The sequence below is a fragment of the Faecalibacterium sp. BIOML-A4 genome, assembly GCF_009679665.1.
Classification (GTDB): Bacteria; Bacillota; Clostridia; order Oscillospirales; family Ruminococcaceae; genus Faecalibacterium; species Faecalibacterium taiwanense.
Genome location: NZ_WKZG01000025.1, coordinates 1 through 21,701, shown reverse-complemented (window position 1 = coordinate 21,701; position 21,701 = coordinate 1). Strand labels below are relative to the sequence as shown.

Here is a 21,701-nt window from a genome sequence, read left to right as displayed (position 1 = left end):
ATTCTGCGCCGGAAGCAGACCCTGAAAATAGGAATCAGAAAAACTTGAAAGGAGACTTTCGCAAATCATGATGAAGAAAGTAATCAAAAAGCTGCTGGCCGCACTGCTGGCAGTTGCCATGGTGTGCGCCATGGCGATCCCGGCGTTTGCAGGCAACTATTGGGAGACTGAGGAGGACCTCGGCCAAAACCACTGTTACGACGCTTTCCAGATCTTCACGGGTGATGTTAGTGATGACAATACGATTTCCAACGTTGGGTGGGGCAGCAGCATCGCTCATCCTAACGAGTTTCTGGCGCAGTTGACGGAAGATCTTACCATCGGCGATAAGTTTGAAACTAGTTTCACTCCTCAGGAAGCTGCTGCGGTTATCAGCCAATGGAGTGATTCCGATAATAACAGCATCGCTTTTGCGCGTTGTGTATGCAACTATGTCTACTCGGATGGAGACTCGACACCCGTCCTTCAAGGTGGTCACACCAATGGCTTCAAACTTGAAGAGGCAGGTTATTATCTGATCGTTGATACTTCCTCCTTTAGCAGTGACGCTAATAACGATTCCTATCATGCCTACAATTCCTTCCTGCTGAAGGTTAACAAAGACCACTATCACGTTCAAATTACGCCTAAGGTTGTAAAGCCCACTGTTGAGAAGAAAGTCTACGACAACGACGATGGAAGCTCTTCTGGTGACAATAACGGTTGGGGCAGTTCCGCTGACCATGCAATCAACGAAGAGTTCAAGTTCAGGCTGATCGCTAAGTTGCCCGCAAGCGAAGGCCGTGCTTACGATTACTATAATAAGTACACTGTTTGCTTCAATGATACCTTGTCCAATGGCATTAGCTTTGACAAATTGGATACGGTGGAAATCACAAATGGCGATGGCGGTGCTTCACAAGTGATCGATGCTGCTAACTATACACTTACACCGAACGATCCTCAGTCCTTCTTCAAACTGAGCATTGATAATGTCAAGACCTGTGTACCAGGGCTCAATTTGAATGACGGCGCGACTATTACGGTCACCTATACTGCACACCTGAACGAAAATGCCGCTGTCAATGGCTCTGCCGAGAACAAAAACAGCGTACGGCTCCAGTACTCTAATAACCCCAGACCCGACGGCGAATACTGGGGCTACACTCCCAACTACACTCCCGAAAGCGAAGTCTATGTGTACACCTACCAGCTGAACAACACCAAGTATCACGATGATGATACCCCGGGCAACGAGTTGGCGGGCGCTGGTTTCAAGCTGTACAGCGATGCGGATTGTAAGAATGAAGTGAAGCTCTACCAAGACGGCGAATTCTACTACCCCATCAAGAACGCAACCGGTAAAGAAGCTGTTGAAATGAAATCCGCCGCTAATGGTCAGTTCAATGTCAAGGGTCTGGACGCTGGCACCTACTACCTGAGGGAGACCACCACTCCTGAAGGTTACAGTACCTGTACCGATACTCCAATCGTCATTTCTGCAACGCACGACGGAAACAGAGTTAATCTTGATAGCTCCAAACTGTCCACCACCATCATCAACAAAAAAGCCGGCGGCATTACCCTGCCCTCCACCGGCGGCATCGGCACTACCATCTTCTATGTGGTCGGCGGCGGCCTGATGGTTGCGGCCATCGTTCTGCTGGTCACCAAGAAGCGCATGGAGAACAAGTAAGCTCCATTTCCCCCAAGAACCCGGAGCAAAGGGGCCGCAAGGCCCCCGCTCCTATCCTTATAACATTAGGGAGTAGCCCATGAAAAAGAACAAAAGCACCGTCATCCTGATCCTCGTCTTTTTCGTGGGTCTATCCGTGATGTTATACCCCACCCTCAGCGATTACGTCAACCAGCTGCATCAGTCCCGTGCTGTGGCCACCTATGCCGAGGATGTGGACAATCTGACCGATGCAGACTACAGCGCCTATTTCGAGGCGGCAGATGCGTTCAATGCGCAGATCGCCGCAGACCCGGATGCGTTGTATTTCCCGCAGCGCTTTCCCACCTACGAAAGCACGCTGGATGTGACCGGCACCGGCATTATGGGCTACATCACCATTGAAAAGATCGGTGTGGAGCTGCCCATCTACCACGGCACCAGCGATGGCGTGCTGCAGATCGCCGCAGGCCACTTGGAGGGCACCAGCCTGCCGGTGGGCGGCGGCAGCACCCACGCGGTCATTTCGGCTCACCGGGGCCTGCCCAGCGCCAAGCTGTTCACCAATCTGGACCAGCTGGAAGTGGGCGACACCTTCACCATCACGATCCTGGACCGGGTGCTGACCTATGAGGTGGACCAGATCTCCATTGTACTGCCCACCGAGACCGACAACCTCAAGGTGGTGGACGGCAAGGATTACGTCACCCTGATGACCTGCACCCCCTACGGCATCAACTCCCACCGCCTTCTGGTGCGGGGACGGCGCATCGAAACGCCGGACAAGCTCAAGCACATCCGTGTAACAGCCGATGCCATCAAGATCGAACCGATCATCACAGCTCCCATCATGGCACTGCCCCTGCTGCTGGTGCTGCTGCTCTGGCTGCTGTTCTCCAACCGCAAACGCAAATCTACAAGAGGTGAAAAACATGAAACGCACTGATCTCAAAAAGCACGCTGCGGCCCTGCTTTTGGTGCTGTGCCTTCTGGTAACAAGTGCGCTGCCTGCCCTTGCCACCAGCGCAAACATCAAGCTGGTGGACAGCAGCGGCAATCCCACTACCGGCACCATCTGCGTTACGCTGTACGACAGCGCCAACGATAAGGCGCTGAGCGGCGGCAAGCTCACTTTGTACCGTGTGGCCGAGGTAAAGCGCCAAAACGGCAACCTGAGCTACGAATACTGCGGCGATTTCTACGGCTGCGGCATTGCGCTGGGTGATTTGACCGACAGCACCCTTGCGGCCCAGCTGCAGGAGTATCTGCCCCAAAGCGCCGAGGGCACCACAAAGACCATTGATGCGGACGGCAACGTGACCTTCCGTGGTCTGGAGCTGGGCCTGTATCTGATCGTGCAGACCGAGGCTTCCAAGGGCTATGAGCCGATCAATCCGTTCCTTGTCTCTCTGCCCATGGCGGAGGATGGCAAGTGGAATTATGCGGTGGATGCCAGCCCCAAGGTGGGTGCTTACACCCCCACCAAGCCGGACACGCCGCCTACGCCCCCTACCCCGCCTACGCCCGATTATCCTGATACGCCTACCCCGCCGGACAACCCGGATAACCCGGTCTCTCCCGGTAATCCGGACAATCCCGTGGCTCCGGGCCATCCGGATCATCCGGCAGCACCCGGTAATCCAGACAGCCCCGTTCTGCCGGGCCACCCGGATAACCCGGTAATGAGCGGTCTGCCGCAGACCGGTCAGCTGAACTGGCCCGTGCCGGTGCTGGCTGTCAGCGGTGTGGTGCTGTTTGCATTCGGCTGGGCGCTGGATCGCAAGTACCGCACAGTATAATTTTATTCTGATACAACAAAGAGGACCCGACGCAGATGCATCGGGTCCTCTTTTTCGGTTTCTTTTATGCAGTCAGGGTTTACTGCTGCTGTGCCTGCTGCTCGGCGCGCTTGGCTTCCAGCGCCAGAATGGCATCGCGGCGGCTCAGGTTGATACGGCCCTGCTGGTCGATGTCGGTCACCTTGACCACGATGGCATCGCCCACGGCTACCACATCCTCCACGCGCTCCACACGCTTGGTGTCCAGCTTGGAGATGTGCACCAGACCTTCCTTGCCCGGTGCGATCTCAACGAAGGCACCAAAGTTCATCAGGCGGGTCACTTTGCCCTTGTAGATGGCACCGATCTCGGGGTCCTCCACAATGGTCTTGATGGTAAAGATGGCGCGCTTTGCGTCCTCCTGATCCACAGCAGAGACAAACACATGGCCGTCCTCCTGCACGTCGATCTTGCAGTTGCAGGTAGCGCAGATGTCCTGAATGACCTTGCCGCCCTTACCGATCACGTCCTTGATCTTATCGGTGGGGATCATCATGCTGAACATCTTGGGTGCGTAGCGGCTCAGCTCGTGGCGGGGCTCTGCGATCACCGGCTTGATGATCTCGTCCAGAATATACAGGCGGCCCTTGCGGCACTTCTCGAAAGCCTCGGCAATGATGTCGTAGGTCAGGCCATCGATCTTGATGTCCATCTGGATGGCAGTGATGCCCTTGCGGGTGCCGCCCACCTTGAAGTCCATATCGCCGTGGAAGTCCTCCACGCCCTGAATGTCCAGCATGGTCATCCAGCGGTCGCCCTCGGTGATCAGGCCGCAGGAAATGCCGGCAACGGGTGCCTTGATGGGCACGCCTGCGTCCATCAGGGCCAGCGTAGAGCCGCAGATGGATGCCTGAGAGGTGGAACCGTTGGAGGAGAGCACCTCAGACACGCAGCGGATGGTGTAGGGGAACTCTTCCAGAGAGGGCAGCACGGGCACCAGAGCACGCTCTGCCAGTGCGCCATGGCCGATCTCGCGGCGGCCAGGGCTGCGCGGTGCGCGGGCCTCGCCCACAGAGTACGGCGGGAAGTTGTAGTGATGGATATAGCGCTTGGTCTGCTCATCGGTCAGGTCGTCCATGAGCTGGTTGTCCTTGGTGCCGCCCAGAGTGCAGGTGGTGAGCACCTGCGTCTGGCCGCGGGTGAACATACCGGAGCCGTGCACGCGGGGCAGGATGCCCACCTCGGCAGCCAGCGGGCGGATCTCGTTGATGCCGCGGCCATCCACGCGCTTGCCCTCATCCAGCAGCCAGCGGCGCACCACGAACTTCTGCATCTTGTAGCTGACCAGATCAAGGTCTGCAGCGGTCAGGTCGGGGTACTCCTCGGCGATCTTGTCCATGATGGGCAGCAGAGCGGCATCGCGCACATTCTTGTCGTCGGTGTCCATAGCGGCCTTGAAGTCGTCCAGATACTTGTTCTGGATGGCGTGGAACACGTCCATATCCAGACCCACCACCTGAAAATCGATCTTCGGCTTACCGCGCTCGGCCACGATGCGGTTGATGAACTCAATGGTCTTTTTGATCTCCACGTGAGCGGCCTTGATAGCGTTCAGCATGGTGTCCTCGTCCACCTCGTTGGCACCGGCCTCGATCATGACGATCTTATCCATGGTGGCGGCAACGGTCAGGGCAAGGTCGCTCACCTTGCGCTGTTCCTGCGTGGGGTTCAGCACGATCTCGCCGTCCACCAGACCCACCTGCACGCCGCCGATGGGGCCGTTCCACGGGATGTCGGACACGGCAGTGACCAGAGAAGCACCGATCATACCGGCGATCTCGGGGCTGCAGTCGGGGTCCAGACTCATGACGGTCATGGTGATGCACACGTCGTTGCGCATTTCCTTGGGGAACAGCGGGCGCATGGGGCGGTCCACCACGCGGCTGGTCAGGATGGCGCGCTCACCGGGGCGGCCCTCACGGCGCATAAAGCTGCCGGGGATGCGGCCTGCGGCGTAGAGCTTTTCCTCATACTCGACGTTCAGCGGGAAGAAATCCACGCCTTCGCGGGGCTTGGGGCTCATGACCACATTGCACAGAACGCAGGTCTCGCCGTAGCGGATCAGCGCACTGGCGTTGGACAGACCGCACATTTTGCCCATTTCTACCTTGAACGGGCGGCCTGCCAGCATGGTCTCGTAGACCTTGTAGTTCTCAAAGGTCTCTCTGCGGGAACCAAATTCAATTGCCATTGTTTTTGCCTCCTTGTTTTTTCGGATTTTTTCTATCCAAAAGGCGGTGGCACGCGCATCATAGCAATAAATCCAGCGTCCATGCCGTTCACATCCGGTTTTGTTTGAGATATTTCCCCCACCGGGGGAATGTCTCTGCCGTTGATGTGAGCCGTCCGCGCCATGAAAAAGCATTCGGGGCACAGGCGTTCGATTTACTGCTGCAATACGCAGCCGCTGCCATTTGTATACAAAAGCAAAAGGCAGGCACCTTTGCGGTACCTGCCCTCTGTTTAAATTACTTACGCAGACCCAGAGTTGCGATCAGAGCACGGTAACGCTCGATGTCCTTCTTCTGGAGATAAGCCAGCAGATTGCGGCGGCGGCCAACCATCTTCATCAGGCCGCGGCGGCTGTGGTGATCGTTCGGGTTCTTCTTCAGGTGCTCGTTCAGCTCGTTGATGTGAGCGGTCAGCAGAGCGACCTGCACTTCGGGAGAGCCAGTGTCCTTCTCGGTCAGAGCGACTTTGGCCATAACTTCCTGCTTGTTCATAGTTACATACCTCTTTATAAAATTTTATGTGCCAATGGAACAGCGGCGGGAAACGGCATTCCCAAAAAGCGGGCATACTCCCAACCCCGTACCACGGTAACAGATACAGTATACCAGAACCCTGTGCAAAATGCAAGGATATTTTTTGCATCCTGCCTTTATTTTTTTACGTACTGGTGCCAGTACAGCTGTACCTCCGGCAGCTTCTTTTTGCGCAGCAGAACTGCGGTGGGGATCAGATACAGCAGCACCGAAAGCAGCATGGATGCATCGTAGCCGCTCACCGCATCGGCCACGGTAGTGGTGCCGTACAGCCCACCGATGAGCATGGACGAAATATCCATGGCACCATGCAGGAATACCGTCACCCACAAATTGCCAGTGCGGAAGTAGATCGCCGCAAAAAGAGTGCCCAGCGATGCTGCAAACACGCACTGCATCAGCACACCGAAGGGTGCCGAACTGAGGATATTGGTCAGGTGCGCCGCACCAAACAGCACACCGGACAAAAGGCAGGCCTTCCACACACCGGCGCGGCTGGTGCCAAAGTGCTCCAGCAGGGTCTGGGCAATGACACCGCGGAAGATGAATTCCTCGGCCACACCCACCATGGCCATGCTGACAAGGAAGGTGCAGATGCGTGCCGCAGGCTGCAGCACGCCGTTCTCCGGCCGGCCCAGCACCAGCGACCCAAAGGCATTGTAGCCAATGAACACCAGCGGGTACATGCCCACCAGTAGGCCATTGAAAAAGCCGCTGCCGCGGCGGCGCAGCAGCCCAGCACGGTCTGTCCGTACCAGAAACAGCACTGCCACCATGGCCCCCACCAGCTCCTGCAGAGTGCTGTAGAGGTATGTATCAATGGACGCAAAATCCGCCCGAAAAAGAACCAATGCAATGGTAAAGACAAGATCTGTTACGAACAGGCTTGCCAGAAAGACCACTTCTGCCAGAACGCAGAATAAGATCGGGTGCGCTTTGCGCAGTCGTTTGAGCATGGGATACCCTCCTGAATCATTGATGGTACTATTCTAGCACACTTTACCTTAAAACGATATAGCACGCGCAAAAAAAGGCAGTTTTCCCTTCTGCTGTGCCGCAAAGCGTTCACTTTTTCAAAACAAAGATCTGTTCAAACTCCTGCGTTGCCAGCAGCGAAACATCCTCATAGCCGCCCTGTCGGGCAACGTTCCACGCAGTTTCCATGTTCTGGGCCGTAATCTGCTCCACCTGTTCTGCCGTCACGAACTGCCACAGCCCCCGGCCGCCAATGAACAGCACCAGCGTATCATTTTCGCCGGTGTTATACTGCACCAGCAGCTCACTGGAATCGTCCGGCACCACACAGACCTCCTGAAATTTGAGAAGCTCCTGCACGCCGGAAGTGAAACTGCCAAGGTCCCCGGTAATATCCACGCAGGCGGCCTGACTGTATTGTTCCAGTTCTTTGTCTATCTTATAAGTACCGCTGTACATGCGCTCCGGCTCGATCACAAATGCAAGCACGACCATTGCAAGGCACACGATCTGCAGAATGCGCTTTCTGGTGCCTGCACGCAGCGTATCCAGAATGGAGAAAAGGCCGCAGCCACAAAACAGCGCTTCCAGCGGCTGCAGATGGTACACATACCGCAGCGACTTATACGGCGAGATCACCGCGATAACCAGAAATGCAGCAAGCGCCGGGACCGTGATCAGCTTGACATCCCCGGGGATCAGCGTAGTGCCGCGCAACTTACCCGGCAGCCAGCGCTGCCCCAGCTTCGTCAGGATCAGCACGGCCATAATGCCTGCGCCTACAGCAAAGCCGACGATGCTCCAGCCGATCAGCTCCAGCGGGCCTTTGGGGTACTGCGCCAGATCCAGCAGATTGTTTGCTGTTGACTCCAGCGAAACCGTATCCTGCGAGTGCAGCTGTGCATACCAGCACGGAAAGGTGAGCAGCATTCCGCCAACGCCCGCAAGTGCCGGAAGCGAAAATGCAGCAGCATTTTTCCATTCGCGCCGGAACATCAGGTAAAGGTCATATGCTGCGCACAGCAGGAAGGCATAGACCACAAAGAAATACTGGGTCATCATGCCAAGATAGATGGTTACACCGATCAGAAGATATTTGGGCACAGACGGCCTGCGAAGAGACTTTGCCACCAGCAGCGCAAGCAGGATCGTCAGCAAGGTCATGAGCATATACATGCGCACCATCGTCACATTCGAGATCATTTCACGGTTGAACGCATACAATGCACAGACGAACAATGCTTTTTTCCAGTCTGCAAACAGCTCCATGCCCAGCGCATACAGCGCTGCCAGCGTGCCGCCCAGCAGCACAAAATTCATCCCCAGACCCGTCCATTTTGTAAAGCTGCCCGGAAATAATGAGCACACCGTGTGCAGCAAAAAGTAGAACAGCGGCGGATGAACGTCCTGCGTCTGGTTATAGTAGACCGACGCATAGTCGAACCGTGTGCTTCCCTGCGGGGCAACATAATTCAGAAACTCGCTCTGCGTGAACACTGCCTCCGGCAGCTTGCCGTTTGCCACCTGTTCTCCACCATGGAGCCAGCTTAAAAACGGAACATAACTGCTGTTTGCAAGGCCGTAGGAGTAGATCTCATCCAGAAAGAAACCCTCTTTCCGCACAGCCCACCAGCCGCAAAGGCAGATCAGAACGATCACAAAAAGCGCGACCGCCCGTTTTTTCTTTTTTATTTCCTGCATAGTTTCTGTTTTTCCTCGCTTTTTTTGTCCGTTCTGCAGCCAAATATGGCTTTGCTTTTCCAGTATATCATATTTAGAACACAAGTCAAAACTTTTCGGGTTGCAGATCCCGCTGCTCCTAGCAGCATGCACCCTGTTAGACATTCCTACCGGTTGGGACCCGCGGGCTAAACAAAGCCATCCTATGGCTTTGTTTGCGGTGCTTCGCACCGCCGCCCTGTTCAAATCCCGCGCGGAGACAAAAAAGAACCAGTACACGAATGTGTTAGCAGCATGCACCCTGTTAGACATTCCTAGCCGGTGGGACCCGCGGGCTAAACAAAGCCATCCTATGGCTTTGTTTGCGGTGCTTCGCACCGCCGCCCTGTTCAAATCCCGCGCGGAGACAAAAAAGAACCAGTACACGAATGTGTTAGCAGCATGCATCTTGTTAGACATTCCTACGGGTTGGGACCCTCGCACTAAACAAAGCCATACTATGGCTTTGTTTGCGGTGCTTCGCACCGCCGCCCTGTTCAAATCCCGCGCGGAGACAAAAAAGAACCAGTACACGAATGTGTACTGGTTCTTTTTGGTCGGAGCAGCGGGATTTGAACCCACGGCCTCCTCGTCCCGAACGAGGCGCGCTACCAACTGCGCTATGCCCCGAAAATACCGCAGCCAGTTGAGACTGCGGTTTTCTTGGTTGGGGATGAGAGAATCGAACTCCCACAAGTAGAGTCAGAGTCTACCGCACTACCACTATGCAAATCCCCATTATTCAGTTCGTCTGCCGCGCCGTGCGCTGCTGACAAGGGATATTATACTCAAAAGGCCCGCGCTTGTCAACCATTTTTTTATTTTTTCTGCAAAAGTTTTCCCGCTGTTCTCCTGCCCGCAGAAATGCACCGTGGAAGCGTGTAAATTTTCTGCGCTTCTCTTGACAGCGGCCCCCATCCGGAATAATCTTATACTATAAACAGGTAGGTCTCCGGGCAGACTGACTTTGAAAGGCAGAACGCGCGGCGCTGAATACCAAATGAAAGAGGGCTTTTGAATGAAAAAACGTGTTGGAATCCTGACTTCCGGCGGCGACTGTCCGGGTCTGAACGCCACCATCCGCGGCGTAGCAAAAGCACTGTATGCCCGCATGGGCGATAACGTGGAGATCGTTGGCATCCTGAACGGATACAGCGGCCTGATCAACGGCGACTACAAGGAGATGTGCGAGGACGATTTCCGCGGCATCCTGACGCTGGGCGGCACCATTCTGGGCACCAAGCGCACACCTTTTAAGATGATGCGTGTGGTGGAGGACGACAACATTGATAAAGTTGCCGCCATGAAAAAGACCTACAAGGAAGCCAAGCTGGACTGCCTGCTGTGCTTGGGCGGCAATGGCACCCACAAAACCGCAAACCTGCTCTCGCAGGAGGGTCTGAACATCATCGGCCTGCCCAAGACCATTGATAACGATATCTATGGTACCGACGTAACCTTCGGCTTCCACACCGCCGTGGACATTGCCACCGATGTGATCGACCGCATCCACACCACCGCAGGCAGCCACAGCCGCGTGATGTGCATTGAGATCATGGGCAACAAGGCAGGCTGGCTGACGCTGTACTCCGGCATTGCAGGTGGTGCAGATATTATTCTGCTGCCGGAACAGCCCTATGATATCGACCGTGTGTGTTCTGCCGTGGAACGCCGCGCAAAGAAGGGTTCCAACTTCTCCATCATCGCTGTGGCCGAGGGTGCCATCAACTGCGAGGAAGCCGGCATGAAACGCAAAGAATGGATGGCAAAGCGCGCCGAGGCAGGCTTTGGCACCACCGCCACCAACCGCATTGCACAGGCCGTGCAGAAAAAAACCGGCATGGAGACCCGTGTGTGCATCCCGGGCCACATGCAGCGCGGCGGCAGCCCCAGCGCCTACGACCGTGTGCTGGCCACCCAGTTCGGCAGCTATGCGGCAAAGCTGGTGGAGATCGAGCGCTACGGCGTGACCGTTGCCATGGTGAACCGCCATGTCACCGAGAACCGTCTGGCCGACATTGCAGGCAAGACCCGCAACGTGCCGGAGAACTGCGACCTGCTCACCGTCGCCCGCCGCATGGGCATCAGTCTGGGTTGATTACCATTTGAATGCTCTCCGCTTTGCTCTGAGCATTTTTAGCGGAATAATTATTTTTTATTGGGGATTCCTGAAAATCTGCGGATTTTCAGGAATCCCTTTTTCACCGGAAGGGTCCCAACCGGCAGATGCTTCAAACAAACGGAATGCCGTTTTCCGCTGCACCCCCTCCCGTGAAAATGCAGATCCCGGCAGACCGCAGTCTGCCGGGATCTGCTCTATTCAGAAATACTGTTTCCGCTGAAGATGGCCAGAGTGCAACGGTGGCCATTCAAAATCGTCTGCCGGACAAATCAAAGGTCCGTCACATCATGCCGGGTGGGCTGGCCTTTTTCAAAGGCAACTGCGCTTTCCAGCACACCGCGCACCATGCTCTCCACATCCTCGTGGGTGTAGAAAGCCGTGTGGTCGGTCAGGATCACATTGGGCATGCTGCGCAGAGCCGCCAGCTCCGGGTTCGGGATCACATCGCCCATGCGATTATAATAGTACAGGCCGTTCTCATTTTCCAGCACGTCCAGGCCCGCCGCGCCAATCTTGCCGCTTTCCAGCCCGGCGATCAGTGCATCGCTGTCGATCAGCTTGCCGCGGGCGGTGTTGATGATGGTCACGCCCGGCTTCATGCTCTCAATTGCTTTGGTGTCGATGAGATGGTGATTCTCCTCCGTAGCGTTGGTGTGCAGAGTGATGACATCGCTTTCCGCCAGCAGGGTCTCCAGCGGCACATACTCGGCGATCTTCTTTACCTCGTCGTTGGGGTACAGGTCGTAGGCCAGCAGGCGGCAGCCAAAGCCGGACAGATGCTGCAGCACCGTGCGGCCAATGCGGCCTGTACCGATCACACCCACAGTGCAGGTGGAAATATCGCGGCCGATTTTTCCCTGCAGGGAGTAGTCCTGCGCTTCGCCGCGCTTGAGGATGTGCCCTGCCTTGCGCAGGCTCATCAGCATGAGCATAATGGCAAAGTTTGCAACGCCGTTTGGCGGGTAGTCCACATTGGCCACCTTCATGCCCAGTTCCCGGGCCGTCTCGCGGTCTACGTGGTCATAGCCGATGGAACGGCAGCAGATGGACTTTACGCCCAGCTCGTGAAACCGCTTGACCATGGGCGCGCTCATATCACAAGGCGTTACCGACACGGCATCATAGCCCTTTGCCAGTTCAGCGTTTTCCAGCGTTGGATACTCCTGCGTAGAGCCAAACTCAACGTCCAGCTGCGGTGCCAGCCGCTGCGCGATGCCCAGCTCATCGTAGGGGCGCAGGGTGTAAAAAAAGACTTTTGTTGCCATAAAACTTCCCTCCCAGCTTATTTTGTACCTATTGTAGCACGTTCTGCACAGATGGATGCATTTTACTGCGTGAATTTTGTTCACCTTAAAAATGAGGATTCATCTTTCCATATGAATGCGCGCAAAACAGTTGTAAATTGTCGGAAAAGAGGGTATGATAAAGGAACTGAGAAGTATACATCACTGAAATATAAAAGGAGTGTGCCTTATGCGCGCTTATGAACGGCTTTTGAATTATGTCCGGGTGCATACCACCTCGGACGAAAACTCCGGTACGCACCCTTCCGCTGAACGGGAGTTTGACCTTGCCCGCCAGCTGGTGGATGAGATGAAGGCCCTTGGCATGGAGGATGCCCATGTGGACGAGCACTGCTACGTCTATGGCACCCTGCCTGCCACGCCCGGCTGTGAGGATCAACACGCTCTGGGCCTGATTGCCCACATGGACACTGCCGACGATGCCAGCGGTGAGAATGTGCAGCCCGTTGTGTGGGAAAACTACAACGGCGGCGACGTAACTCTGCCCGCCACCGGCATGGTGATGAAGCCCTCTGTGTTCCCCTTCCTTACTTCCATGAAGGGCGAGACCCTCATCACCTCAGACGGTACCACCCTGCTGGGTGCCGACGATAAGGCCGGTATTGCCGAAATTTTGACCGCTGTTGAGACCATTCAGGAAAAAGGCCTGCCCCACGGCAAGCTGTGTATCGCCTTTACTCCGGATGAAGAGATCGGCGAGGGTGCAGAGCTGTTCGATATTCCGGGCTTCGGTGCCGACTTTGCCTATACGGTGGACGGCGGCGATGCCGGCTCCATTGAGTACGAGAACTTCAACGCCGCTTCCGCCACCGTGACCATCCGCGGCTTCTCGGTGCACCCGGGCACCGCCAAGGACACCATGATCAACGCTTCCAATGTGGCCATGGAGTTTCATCAGGCGCTGCCCATCACCGCCCGCCCCGAAACGACCGAGGGCCGGCAGGGCTTCTACCACCTGTGCCAGATGTACGGCGATGTGACCACCGCAAAGCTGGGCTACATCCTGCGCGACCACGATGCCGCAAAGCTACAGTTCAAGAAGGACAACATGCTGGATATTGCCGAATTTTTGAACGGAAAGTACGGCGAAGGCACTGTGACCGTGGAGATCAAGGACAGCTACCGCAACATGCTGGAAAAAATCAAGCCGCATTTCCACTTAGTAGAGACCGCCCGCAAGGCCACCCGCATGGCCGGGCTGGAACCGGAAGAAATTCCGGTGCGCGGCGGCACCGACGGTGCTATGCTGAGCTGGAAAGGCCTGCCCTGCCCCAATCTGGGCACCGGCGGCTTCAATTTCCACGGCGTATGCGAGTGCATCACCGCTGAGCGCATGGACCGCTGCACCGAGATCCTGCTGAACATCATCAAGCTGTACGCAGAGTAAATTTTATTTTTCAATATACCAAAAAGTGGGTGCTATTTTCGGATAGCACCCACTTTTGTTATACTCTGACGCTTATCTCTACGACTCCACTCGTGAAAATGCATTTGGAGCAGCCCTGCAGTTGCGTAGCAATGAAAGCCCCAGTGGGGCTTTCAAGCAGGCGAGCGATCTGCGTTAGCAGATGGAAGGGATTCGCCCTGACAAGCGTCGGGGCTGCGACAAATGCGAAAAATAAAAATCAAATTCCACTGAACATGCCCAGAGTACAACGACGACGACCGCTGCCTGCGGCAGAAGCAGGGAGGAGTTGTTGGGGCCGCGGCCAGCAAGACACGAATGCCGCTCAAGGCATGAAGTGGATGCTGGGAGCCGCAACTCTAGGAGGGCATTCAAAATCGTTTAACCAACGTTGATATGCCCCACCGGCATGATCTTCCGTTTGTTATCGTCCGGCTTTGCCGTCAGGCTCATGGCCAGCGACACCGGGCCGACACGGCCCATGAACATGACCAGCATATACAGGATTTTTGCGCCCCGGTTCAGCTGAGCGGTAACGCCCACCGAAAGGCCAACTGTGCCAAAGGCAGAGCAGGACTCGAAAATAGCGTCAATGACCGACACAGCGTCCGAGGTGTTATAGAACACCACCACAGCCGAGCCAACCGCCGCCAGCCCGCCGAGCACGATAATGGTCAAAGCACGATAAACCGTCTTGGACTCGATGTGGTGCTCTGCGATCACACAGTCGTCGCGGCCCTGAGCCACACTGCGGATCGTCAGGATGATGACGGCGAACGTAGTCACCTTCACGCCGCCGCCGGTGGAACCGGGTGCCGCACCAATGAACTGCAGCGCGCTCATCAGCAGTTTGGTGATGGGGCCGCAGGCCGCAAGGTCGATGGTATTCATGCCCGCAGTACGAGTGGACACCGACTGGAACAGTGCCGCCATCAGCTTGCCGGGCACAGAGAGCCCGCCCATGCTGGCAGGATTGTTCCACTCCATCAGCGCGATGAGCGCCGCGCCGCCGAGCCACAGGATCACCGAGAAGCTCAGCACCACCTTGGCCTGCAGGGAAAGCCGGTGCTTTTTGCGGTATTGACCGATCTCCACCCATACCATGAAACCCAGACCGCCGGAGATGATCATGAACATCACAACGGCCTGAACATAGTAATTGTTCACATAGGGTGCCAGTGAGGAATACTGGCCGAACCGGCCAAACAGATCAAAGCCCGCGTTACAGAAAGCCGAGATGGCCGTGAACACGCTCACCCAGATGCCTTCCAGCCCGAACTGCGGCACAAAGGCGAACAGCAGCAGCACAATGCCAATGCCTTCAAACAGGCCAGCCAGTCCCACCACGATCTTCAGCACGTCCTTGGCCTGCGCATATCCGTCCGCTGAGACGCTTTCTCCCAGCAGCCGCAGATCGCGGAAGCCCATGCGCCGCCGCATAGCCAGCGCGAAGAAGCTGGTGAGGGTGACCAACCCCAGACCACCCACCTGAATGAGCAGCAGGATCACCGCCTGCCCAAAGTAGGTGAACTGGGTCCAGGTATCCCGCACGATCAGACCAGTAACGCAGGTAGCGCTTGTGGCGGTGAACATGGCATCCAGTACATCCAGCCGCCCATGCTTGCTGGCAACAGGCAGGCTGAGCAGAAAGGTGCCCAGCGCGATCACGATGACAAAGCTCACACAGATGATCTGCGTAGGCGTATACATCCCCTTGCGCTTGCCCGCCGGGCGGTAAAACAGCTTTTTCCCTTTTGCCTTTTCCATAAGTTCCTCCGCACGCGGCAAAGCCTGCCGCGGCTATTTTCATTTCCTCTATAGCATACACCATTTTGCCCTCCGGTTCAACTTGATTTTATCCGCAAAATGCTGTATTATAATAGGGCATCCGTCTCCGTAGCTCAGATGGATAGAGCGCAAGCCTCCTAAGAATTCGGTCAACCTGATACCTTGGGGGCAGAAGTGATTGCTCTAATCAAAAGCAAGACCGGGGATCGAGATTTTCCCAACAAATTTTGATGCAACAAGTTTAACACCGTTCCGGTTGCAATGCAGTCGGTTACTTCGTTGTGAAAAGCATTCCATACAAAGTGCAGAAAAGTCAAAAATCAACGATAATACATATATGTCTCTATACCTCAGCTGGATAGAGGGTTCGCCTCCTAAGCGAAACGCCCCCGGTTCGAACCCGGGTAGGGACATTCTTTTAAGAAATGCGAAGGTCATTTTTCCATGTGAAAGACGATCTTCGCATTTTTCATTTTGAACCTATCACCAAAATTAGCCAGCTAATGCCATTAGCAGAATTTTCAGTTCCAGCTAATAAAATCAGGTTTCCAGCTAATGAAGCCCCATAAAGCACCTTTTGAACTCTGTTTTCCGGCTCTCTGCTAAAATTGGTAGCCGCTTTCCTGTAAATCCATGTAAATACAAGATAATCTGTGTGAATCTATTTTCCACCTTTCTGCTGGAAGCCGTGCAAAACACTTTTCTCCATACATAGCGCGTTCACTCGCTGTTCTCTCGGAACAGAAAGAGGAACGCGCTTTTTTGTTTTCGGGCCGAACTTCCCGAATCCACCAAAGGAGGGTTTACCGATGAAAAAAGTTCTGACCGTCACGATCGACGGTATCCGCTACCATGCTTCCCGCCCGGCAGATTGCCGGCACTGCTTCTTCTGGAAGAATCGAAAGAAGGGCTGCGTTCTCGGCAAAGAGAACTGCTACTATCTGATCGAGCCGCCCAAAGGCCCCAGCAAGTGCGAAGGGTGCCCCTACAAGCGGGCAAAGCCCTGTGTGTTGGTTCCCTGCTACAAAGACCTGATGGCACCGCTGGAGAAACGAGGTGATGCCAAGTGAGCCACAAGCGAAACGAAGCTCTGCGCCATGTTCAGCACTCCATGCACCATGTGATCGCCGCTGGCGAAGGTTCCGACCGTGCCCCGGACAGCTGCAAGCTGTGCCCGTACTATCGACCCGATTTCAAGTTCCGCACCTGCCTGTATGCCCACTGCCCTTATAAGAAGCAGGTCAATGTATTCCGTTCCACACCTGAAAAATGGGATATTCTCTATGCCCGAAAAAAAGCCGACAAGAACCACAGACCTTGATTACTTCTATGGGCAGTCCAGCGAGCTGTTCTCCTTCTACCGGATTCCCAAGCTGTTGTTTCAGGATAGCCGCTTCCAACCGCTTTCCACAGATGCCAAAACCCTGTACGGTATCCTGCTGGACCGCATGAGCCTTTCAGCCCGGAATGGTTGGTTGGACAAAGCTGGGCGGGTGTTCATCATCTATACTGTGCAGGAGGTGCAGGATTCACTGGGCTGTGCCGATAAAAAGGCTACCAAGCTGCTGCGAGAACTGGAAGAGTACGGCCTGATTGAACGCAAACGGAGGGGGCTGGGCAAGCCCGATCTCATCTATGTGAAGAATTTTTCGTCAGAATCGTCAAAACTACGCTTTCTGAATCGTGATAATGACGATTCTGGAGTCGTCCAGAATACGCTTCAAGACCCGGCCAAACTACGATGTAATAAGACTGAGAGAAATAATACAGAGATAAGCGATACTGATCCTATCTCTTCCGATGAAAACGACTGGATGAGCGAACGTGAACAACTGGAGGAATATTTTTCTCAATCTTTGGAGGTAGACCTTCTGCTCCGGCTTTGCCCGGACGATGAGGATACCATCTATCAGATCATGGATTTGCTGGTGGACACCTGTGCCACCAAGCGCAAGACGCTGCGCATTGCCGGGGACGATAAACCCGCTGAGGTGGTACGCAGCCGCTTTATGAAGCTGAACGCCGACCACATCCGTTTTGTGCTGAAGTGCCTTGCAGAGAACAGCAGCCCAATCCGAAACATGAAACAATATCTGCTCGCTTCTCTGTATAACGCACCCACCACGATGCAGCTTTTCTATCAGAACCAAACCAACCATGACTTAGCGATGCGGAGGTGATGAAAATTTCAAAGAAAGCAACCACAATAGCCATCGTCAACCAGAAAGGCGGCACCGGCAAGACCACGACCTGTGAAAATCTGGGCATCGGTCTGGCGATGGAGGGCAAGAAGGTCCTGTTGGTGGACGCTGACCCGCAGGGCAGCTTGACCATCAGCATGGGCTGGCAGCAGCCCGATGAATTGCCCACAACCCTTTCCACCCTGATGCAGAAAGCCATGAACGACCAAAGTATTCCGCCCGGCGAAGGTATCCTGCACCATGCGGAGGGCGTTGACCTGATTCCAGCCAACATCGAACTGGCAGGGATGGAAGTGTCTCTCGTTAACTGCATGAACCGGGAAAAGATGCTGAAACAGGTGTTGGAAGGTGCAAAGCATGAATACGATTTCATTCTGCTGGACTGCACTCCTTCCCTTGGGATGCTGACCGTGAACGCACTGGCAGCAGCAGACACCACCCTGATTCCTGTGCAGGCGCAGTATCTGTCTGCAAAAGGCTTGGAACAGCTTTTGCAGACGGTGCAGAAAGTCCGGCGGCAGATCAACCCGAAGCTGAAAATCGAGGGCATCCTGCTCACCATGACCGACAGCCGCACCAACTACGGGCAGCAGATCGACAATCTGATTCGGGGTGCTTACGGCAGCAAGATCAAGGTGTTTGACCAGACCATTCCCCGGTCTGTCCGTGCTGCGGAGATCAGCGCCGTAGGCAAGAGCATTTTCCAGCACGACCCCAAAGGCAAGGTGGCAGAAGCCTACCGCTCTCTGACAAAGGAGGTGATGGCGAATGCCGAAAAACAGCTTAAACGTGTCGCTGAAAGGGGCAGATGACATTTTCTCCACCGAGGAATCCCGGCAGGAACAGCAGCGGGAGCAGGTGCAGCAGATTCCCATCGGAGAGCTGTTCCCTTTCAAAAACCACCCCTTTAAGGTCTTGGACGATGAATCCATGCAGCGCACGGTGGAAAGCGTGGAGCAGTACGGTGTGCTTTCTCCGCTGATTGCACGCCCACGCCCGGAAGGTGGCTACGAGATCATCTCCGGGCACCGCCGTCAGCACGCTGCACAGCTTGCCGGGCTGGACACCCTGCCGGTTATTGTCCGTCAAATGGATGATGACGCCGCTGTTTTGCTCATGGTGGACAGCAATCTCCAACGTGAGAACATCTTGCCCAGCGAACGGGCTTTCGCTTACAAGATGAAGCTGGAAGCAATCGAGCGAACTGTTGGACGACCCAAAAATGTGGGACAAGTTGTCCCAGATTATTTCGGGAAACGCAGTACAGAGATTGTTGCTGAAGGAACAGGCGAAAGTTATAAGCAAGTCCAGCGTTTTATCCGCCTGACCAACCTCATCCCGGAACTGCTGGATATGGTAGACGAAAAGAAAATTGCTTTTAATCCCGCTGTGGAGTTGTCCTATCTGGACGAAAGCCAACAGCGGGATTTTTTAGAAGCGATGCAAGACACCCAGAATGCTCCATCCCTTTCCCAAGCGCAACGGCTCAAAAAGCTGGCACAGGAAGGGCACTTCTCGTATGATGTTGCCTTTGCTGTCATGGGAGAAGAAAAAAAGAACGAACTGGACAAAGTGGTCATCAAAAACGACACCCTGCGGAAGTATTTCCCGCGCAGCTTCACCCCGAAACAGATGGAGGACACCATCATCAAGCTGCTGGATCAGTGGCAGCGTAAACAGCAGCGGCAGAATGAACGCTGATACACCTTTTGAACGTAAGACCCGACCGGGTCTTTCTTTTTTGCAAAAATTAGGAGAAAAACACTATGAACACTACCATTGATCTCAAGACCGCAAAGACCATCGAAGCCATGAATCAGAAAATCAACCACATGGACACTGCCGTGACCGACTTCTTTAACAAGATGAGCGATGTGTTGGAGCGGCAGCTCGGCGATGATGAAGTTTACGCCGCTGTGATTGCCCCGGAGATTGAACTGACTATCACTCCGCTGGCGAACGTTCGCAGTTACCTGCCTTGCTTCGATGAAGCAGATTCCTGCTACAGCATCAGCGACGATGTGCCGCTGGCTCTCTGTTACGACCCTCGTCAGGTCATCACACTGGCTGGCAAGCGGTATCTGTCCGGTGCCGTTGTCTTTGTCCGCTACGACACCAATGGCAGCTTTGTTGCCCTTACCACCAGTAATCTGTATCTGATCCAGTGCTATCTGGGCGAGAACAGCGTCCCTCTGATGGCTGGCCGCGAGAAGATGGTCTGCATCTGCATTGACTGAGAGGTGCAGCATGGATACCGAAATGACCCGCTATGAGAGTTTCGCAGAAGTCACGGAGGACTTTTACTGTTCCGCCGTTGATGTTTTGAAGATTCTGGTTCTCCGTCTGCACGACTACCATGCTCGTTGCTTCCATTCTCTGCGGGATGCTCTGTACGACTATTTTTCTACCGATGCCGCACCGCATACTCATGCCAATGTTTCCACTAAGCATACCGTCACCGCGTCTAGCACTCCTCGTCCTCCCTGAGAGGATTCTTCTCACAGTTCAGTCAATGTAGGAGGTTTGCTATGAATTTTATTTATTCGTTTATCATTTTTGAAGCTGGTGCCTTTTTCGGCTTCTTTGTGGCAGCTCTGTTGAACGCCGCGCGTGCTGGGCAGGAAATCACTATCAAATTCGAGGAGGAAGATAATGGAACAGACCGAGAACACCTTGTCGGTGCTGAAAATTGCGCCGGGGCAGTATCCGCAGCAGGTCGAGATCGATAACGACCTGAAAGCATTACAGCAGGCTGTCGGCGGCTCCATCGGCGCAAGCTACCCTTTTGAAGATCCGGTTGCCATCGTTTATAACGATGACGGCAAGCTTATGGGTCTGCCGCTGAACCGGGCTTTATGGGACGAGGACGGGCTGATGTACGATGTTATTGCCGGAACCTTTCTGGTGGTAGGTCTGGGCGAGGAAGATTTTGTATCGCTCTCCCCGGAGCTGGCGCAGAAGTATGAAGAAGAATTCCATCAACCCGAAGCCTTTCTCCCTCTGGGGCGTCGCCTGATGGTCATTCCGGTTTCGGATGAATCAGTTCAGAGTGATGCAGAAAAGGCTGTGAGTAAGCCCCCGGTGGAACATGACCGTTAAGGCGATTTTCTGCACAGGAGGTGGTAACGATGCAGGAAGAAATCGAGCATAAGACGGTCAACCTTGCCATCTCGACCACAAAACTGTCTGCCCGCACCCTGCTGCGTGGGATGCAGTTTCTGCTGCGGCAGTACGACAAGCACGCTTCGCAGGGCAAGCAGTCCATGAAGCGGCTAGTGCGACAGAACCGTGGCGTGACCAATGTGGAGATCCAGAAAACCGGCATCAGGGATTTTGACCGCTATGCTAAGCGGTATCACATCGACTACGCCATCCAGAAAGACCTGTCCTGCACGCCGCCCCGGTATCTGATCTACTTCAAGGCACAGGACACAGACGCCTTGAGCGCAGCGTTCAAGGAATATTCGGCATCGGTGCTGGATAAAACCAAGCGTCCTTCCGTGCTGGCAAAGCTGCACGATCTGGCGCAGTCCGTTGCAAACCTGCCGGACAAAGTGCGGCACAAGCAGGAGGAGCGCAGCCTATGAGCAAAAAGAAGCTTTCTAAGCTGCTGGCGCTCTATCTGCCCTATGTGGTGATCGGCTTGCTGGCAACCAATCTGGGCGAGGCGTGGCGGCTGGCCGTGGGCAAGGAACTGGGCGATAAAATCGTATCGCTGATGGGAACTATCCCGGCAGCGTTTGCCAATCCGCTGCCCAGCCTGCACCCATTTGACTTGTTCATTGGTCTGTGCTGCGGCGCTGGAATGCGGCTGGCGGTGTACCTGAAAGGCAAAAACGCCAAGAAGTACCGTCACGGCATGGAGTACGGCTCTGCCCGGTGGGGCGGACCCAAAGATATCGAGCCGTTCATGGCACCAAAGTTCGCCGA

Annotated in this window: 21 protein-coding genes, 3 tRNA genes and 1 pseudogene; 17 read left to right on the top strand and 8 right to left on the bottom strand. The window is 54.9% G+C overall.

The features are described 5' to 3' along the window. Positions 1 to 67 precede the first annotated feature (67 nt). The 3 genes from GKG34_RS14415 to GKG34_RS14405 all read left to right on the top strand — a co-directional run bounded on the left by GKG34_RS14415 (position 68) and on the right by GKG34_RS14405 (position 3,453). Positions 68 to 1,675, top strand: coding sequence for a SpaH/EbpB family LPXTG-anchored major pilin (locus GKG34_RS14415; RefSeq protein ID WP_154256658.1), 1,608 nt, complete (start codon positions 68 to 70; stop codon positions 1,673 to 1,675). A 79-nt stretch (positions 1,676 to 1,754) separates the two neighbouring features. Continuing rightward, positions 1,755 to 2,600 carry a class C sortase gene (locus GKG34_RS14410; RefSeq protein WP_154256656.1) on the top strand — a complete coding sequence of 282 codons (846 nt, stop codon included), beginning with the start codon at positions 1,755 to 1,757 and terminating at the stop codon, positions 2,598 to 2,600. Next, positions 2,587 to 3,453, top strand: coding sequence for a SpaA isopeptide-forming pilin-related protein (locus GKG34_RS14405; RefSeq protein ID WP_154256654.1), 867 nt, complete (start codon positions 2,587 to 2,589; stop codon positions 3,451 to 3,453). The genes GKG34_RS14410 and GKG34_RS14405 overlap by 14 nt, the downstream gene beginning before the upstream one ends. Positions 3,454 to 3,532: 79 nt before the next feature. Here GKG34_RS14405 and GKG34_RS14400 read toward each other — a convergent pair whose 3' ends face one another. The 6 genes from GKG34_RS14400 to GKG34_RS14375 all read right to left on the bottom strand — a co-directional run bounded on the left by GKG34_RS14400 (position 3,533) and on the right by GKG34_RS14375 (position 9,689). Then, the gene (locus GKG34_RS14400; RefSeq protein WP_120079681.1) at positions 3,533 to 5,683 is read right to left on the bottom strand and encodes a polyribonucleotide nucleotidyltransferase; all 2,151 of its coding nucleotides are present in this window, start codon (positions 5,681 to 5,683) and stop codon (positions 3,533 to 3,535) included. A 277-nt stretch (positions 5,684 to 5,960) separates the two neighbouring features. After that, positions 5,961 to 6,215, bottom strand: coding sequence for a 30S ribosomal protein S15 (gene rpsO / locus GKG34_RS14395; protein ID WP_005933138.1), 255 nt, complete (start codon positions 6,213 to 6,215; stop codon positions 5,961 to 5,963). Positions 6,216 to 6,373: 158 nt separating this feature from the next. Further along, complete coding sequence (locus GKG34_RS14390; RefSeq protein WP_005945318.1) at positions 6,374 to 7,213, bottom strand: CPBP family intramembrane glutamic endopeptidase; 840 nt, start codon at positions 7,211 to 7,213, stop codon at positions 6,374 to 6,376. A gap of 109 nt (positions 7,214 to 7,322) precedes the next feature. Beyond that, positions 7,323 to 8,933, bottom strand: coding sequence for a glycosyltransferase family 39 protein (locus GKG34_RS14385; protein ID WP_173015264.1), 1,611 nt, complete (start codon positions 8,931 to 8,933; stop codon positions 7,323 to 7,325). A gap of 572 nt (positions 8,934 to 9,505) precedes the next feature. Further along, positions 9,506 to 9,581, bottom strand: a tRNA-Pro gene (locus tag GKG34_RS14380). 34 nt (positions 9,582 to 9,615) lie between these two features. After that, positions 9,616 to 9,689 (bottom strand) — tRNA-Gln (locus tag GKG34_RS14375). A gap of 280 nt (positions 9,690 to 9,969) precedes the next feature. Here GKG34_RS14375 and GKG34_RS14370 point away from each other — a divergent pair. After that, complete coding sequence (locus GKG34_RS14370; RefSeq protein WP_005945310.1) at positions 9,970 to 11,049, top strand: ATP-dependent 6-phosphofructokinase; 1,080 nt, start codon at positions 9,970 to 9,972, stop codon at positions 11,047 to 11,049. Positions 11,050 to 11,342: 293 nt separating this feature from the next. Here the strand turns inward: GKG34_RS14370 and GKG34_RS14365 are convergent, their stop codons facing one another. Beyond that, the gene (locus tag GKG34_RS14365; protein ID WP_097773899.1) at positions 11,343 to 12,338 is read right to left on the bottom strand and encodes a D-isomer specific 2-hydroxyacid dehydrogenase family protein; all 996 of its coding nucleotides are present in this window, start codon (positions 12,336 to 12,338) and stop codon (positions 11,343 to 11,345) included. Positions 12,339 to 12,546: 208 nt separating this feature from the next. Here GKG34_RS14365 and pepT point away from each other — a divergent pair, with 208 nt between their 5' ends. After that, complete coding sequence (gene pepT / locus GKG34_RS14360) at positions 12,547 to 13,764, top strand: peptidase T (protein ID WP_005945298.1); 1,218 nt, start codon at positions 12,547 to 12,549, stop codon at positions 13,762 to 13,764. A gap of 399 nt (positions 13,765 to 14,163) precedes the next feature. Here the strand turns inward: pepT and GKG34_RS14355 are convergent, their stop codons facing one another. Then, positions 14,164 to 15,549 (bottom strand): potassium transporter TrkG, encoded by a 1,386-nt coding sequence (locus GKG34_RS14355; RefSeq protein ID WP_154256650.1) that lies wholly within the window; start codon positions 15,547 to 15,549, stop codon positions 14,164 to 14,166. A gap of 360 nt (positions 15,550 to 15,909) precedes the next feature. On the opposite strand from GKG34_RS14355, the gene GKG34_RS14350 reads away from it, so the two are divergent. The 12 genes and pseudogenes from GKG34_RS14350 to GKG34_RS14300 form a co-directional block, all read left to right on the top strand. Next, positions 15,910 to 15,983: transfer RNA gene (locus GKG34_RS14350), tRNA-Arg, on the top strand. A gap of 396 nt (positions 15,984 to 16,379) precedes the next feature. After that, the gene (locus tag GKG34_RS14345) at positions 16,380 to 16,640 is read left to right on the top strand and encodes a hypothetical protein (RefSeq protein WP_154256648.1); all 261 of its coding nucleotides are present in this window, start codon (positions 16,380 to 16,382) and stop codon (positions 16,638 to 16,640) included. Then, entirely contained in the window at positions 16,637 to 16,891 is a 255-nt protein-coding gene (locus GKG34_RS14340) for a hypothetical protein (protein ID WP_154256646.1), read from the top strand. The genes GKG34_RS14345 and GKG34_RS14340 overlap by 4 nt, the downstream gene beginning before the upstream one ends. Further along, a complete protein-coding gene (locus tag GKG34_RS14335) occupies positions 16,854 to 17,750 on the top strand; it encodes a DUF6017 domain-containing protein (protein WP_154256644.1) in 897 nt (298 codons plus the stop codon). Before GKG34_RS14340 ends, GKG34_RS14335 begins: the two co-directional genes overlap by 38 nt. Beyond that, complete coding sequence (locus GKG34_RS14330) at positions 17,750 to 18,583, top strand: ParA family protein (RefSeq protein ID WP_154256642.1); 834 nt, start codon at positions 17,750 to 17,752, stop codon at positions 18,581 to 18,583. The genes GKG34_RS14335 and GKG34_RS14330 overlap by 1 nt, the downstream gene beginning before the upstream one ends. Further along, the gene (locus GKG34_RS14325; protein ID WP_044954160.1) at positions 18,540 to 19,472 is read left to right on the top strand and encodes a ParB/RepB/Spo0J family partition protein; all 933 of its coding nucleotides are present in this window, start codon (positions 18,540 to 18,542) and stop codon (positions 19,470 to 19,472) included. The genes GKG34_RS14330 and GKG34_RS14325 overlap by 44 nt, the downstream gene beginning before the upstream one ends. 65 nt (positions 19,473 to 19,537) lie before the next feature. After that, complete coding sequence (locus GKG34_RS14320; protein WP_005945271.1) at positions 19,538 to 20,008, top strand: hypothetical protein; 471 nt, start codon at positions 19,538 to 19,540, stop codon at positions 20,006 to 20,008. Between the two features lie 10 nt (positions 20,009 to 20,018). Beyond that, on the top strand, positions 20,019 to 20,258 hold the full coding sequence (locus tag GKG34_RS14315; protein ID WP_005945268.1) for a hypothetical protein: 240 nt from the start codon (positions 20,019 to 20,021) through the stop codon (positions 20,256 to 20,258). Between the two features lie 41 nt (positions 20,259 to 20,299). Further along, complete coding sequence (locus GKG34_RS15725; protein ID WP_082210873.1) at positions 20,300 to 20,500, top strand: hypothetical protein; 201 nt, start codon at positions 20,300 to 20,302, stop codon at positions 20,498 to 20,500. Further along, on the top strand, positions 20,424 to 20,870 hold the full coding sequence (locus tag GKG34_RS14310; protein WP_005945265.1) for a DUF3846 domain-containing protein: 447 nt from the start codon (positions 20,424 to 20,426) through the stop codon (positions 20,868 to 20,870). The genes GKG34_RS15725 and GKG34_RS14310 overlap by 77 nt, the downstream gene beginning before the upstream one ends. A 29-nt stretch (positions 20,871 to 20,899) precedes the next feature. Beyond that, complete coding sequence (locus GKG34_RS14305; RefSeq protein ID WP_005945262.1) at positions 20,900 to 21,358, top strand: PcfB family protein; 459 nt, start codon at positions 20,900 to 20,902, stop codon at positions 21,356 to 21,358. After that, positions 21,355 to 21,701: pseudogene (locus tag GKG34_RS14300) on the top strand (type IV secretory system conjugative DNA transfer family protein); the annotation flags it as partial. The gene GKG34_RS14305 and the pseudogene GKG34_RS14300, both read left to right, overlap by 4 nt.

What these genes read in the sequence shown, in the direction of transcription:
- GKG34_RS14415 (WP_154256658.1), top strand. Translation starts at nt 68, where the DNA reads ATGATGAAGAAAGTAATCAAAAAGCTGCTGGCCGCACTGCTGGCAGTT.
- GKG34_RS14410 (WP_154256656.1), top strand. Translation starts at nt 1,755, where the DNA reads ATGAAAAAGAACAAAAGCACCGTCATCCTGATCCTCGTCTTTTTCGTG.
- GKG34_RS14405 (WP_154256654.1), top strand. Translation starts at nt 2,587, where the DNA reads ATGAAACGCACTGATCTCAAAAAGCACGCTGCGGCCCTGCTTTTGGTG.
- GKG34_RS14400 (WP_120079681.1), bottom strand. Translation starts at nt 5,683, where the DNA reads ATGGCAATTGAATTTGGTTCCCGCAGAGAGACCTTTGAGAACTACAAG.
- rpsO (WP_005933138.1), bottom strand. Translation starts at nt 6,215, where the DNA reads ATGAACAAGCAGGAAGTTATGGCCAAAGTCGCTCTGACCGAGAAGGAC.
- GKG34_RS14390 (WP_005945318.1), bottom strand. Translation starts at nt 7,213, where the DNA reads ATGCTCAAACGACTGCGCAAAGCGCACCCGATCTTATTCTGCGTTCTG.
- GKG34_RS14385 (WP_173015264.1), bottom strand. Translation starts at nt 8,933, where the DNA reads ATGCAGGAAATAAAAAAGAAAAAACGGGCGGTCGCGCTTTTTGTGATC.
- GKG34_RS14370 (WP_005945310.1), top strand. Translation starts at nt 9,970, where the DNA reads ATGAAAAAACGTGTTGGAATCCTGACTTCCGGCGGCGACTGTCCGGGT.
- GKG34_RS14365 (WP_097773899.1), bottom strand. Translation starts at nt 12,338, where the DNA reads ATGGCAACAAAAGTCTTTTTTTACACCCTGCGCCCCTACGATGAGCTG.
- pepT (WP_005945298.1), top strand. Translation starts at nt 12,547, where the DNA reads ATGCGCGCTTATGAACGGCTTTTGAATTATGTCCGGGTGCATACCACC.
- GKG34_RS14355 (WP_154256650.1), bottom strand. Translation starts at nt 15,549, where the DNA reads ATGGAAAAGGCAAAAGGGAAAAAGCTGTTTTACCGCCCGGCGGGCAAG.
- GKG34_RS14345 (WP_154256648.1), top strand. Translation starts at nt 16,380, where the DNA reads ATGAAAAAAGTTCTGACCGTCACGATCGACGGTATCCGCTACCATGCT.
- GKG34_RS14335 (WP_154256644.1), top strand. Translation starts at nt 16,854, where the DNA reads ATGCCCGAAAAAAAGCCGACAAGAACCACAGACCTTGATTACTTCTAT.
- GKG34_RS14330 (WP_154256642.1), top strand. Translation starts at nt 17,750, where the DNA reads ATGAAAATTTCAAAGAAAGCAACCACAATAGCCATCGTCAACCAGAAA.
- GKG34_RS14325 (WP_044954160.1), top strand. Translation starts at nt 18,540, where the DNA reads ATGCCGAAAAACAGCTTAAACGTGTCGCTGAAAGGGGCAGATGACATT.
- GKG34_RS14320 (WP_005945271.1), top strand. Translation starts at nt 19,538, where the DNA reads ATGAACACTACCATTGATCTCAAGACCGCAAAGACCATCGAAGCCATG.
- GKG34_RS14315 (WP_005945268.1), top strand. Translation starts at nt 20,019, where the DNA reads ATGGATACCGAAATGACCCGCTATGAGAGTTTCGCAGAAGTCACGGAG.
- GKG34_RS15725 (WP_082210873.1), top strand. Translation starts at nt 20,300, where the DNA reads ATGAATTTTATTTATTCGTTTATCATTTTTGAAGCTGGTGCCTTTTTC.
- GKG34_RS14310 (WP_005945265.1), top strand. Translation starts at nt 20,424, where the DNA reads ATGGAACAGACCGAGAACACCTTGTCGGTGCTGAAAATTGCGCCGGGG.
- GKG34_RS14305 (WP_005945262.1), top strand. Translation starts at nt 20,900, where the DNA reads ATGCAGGAAGAAATCGAGCATAAGACGGTCAACCTTGCCATCTCGACC.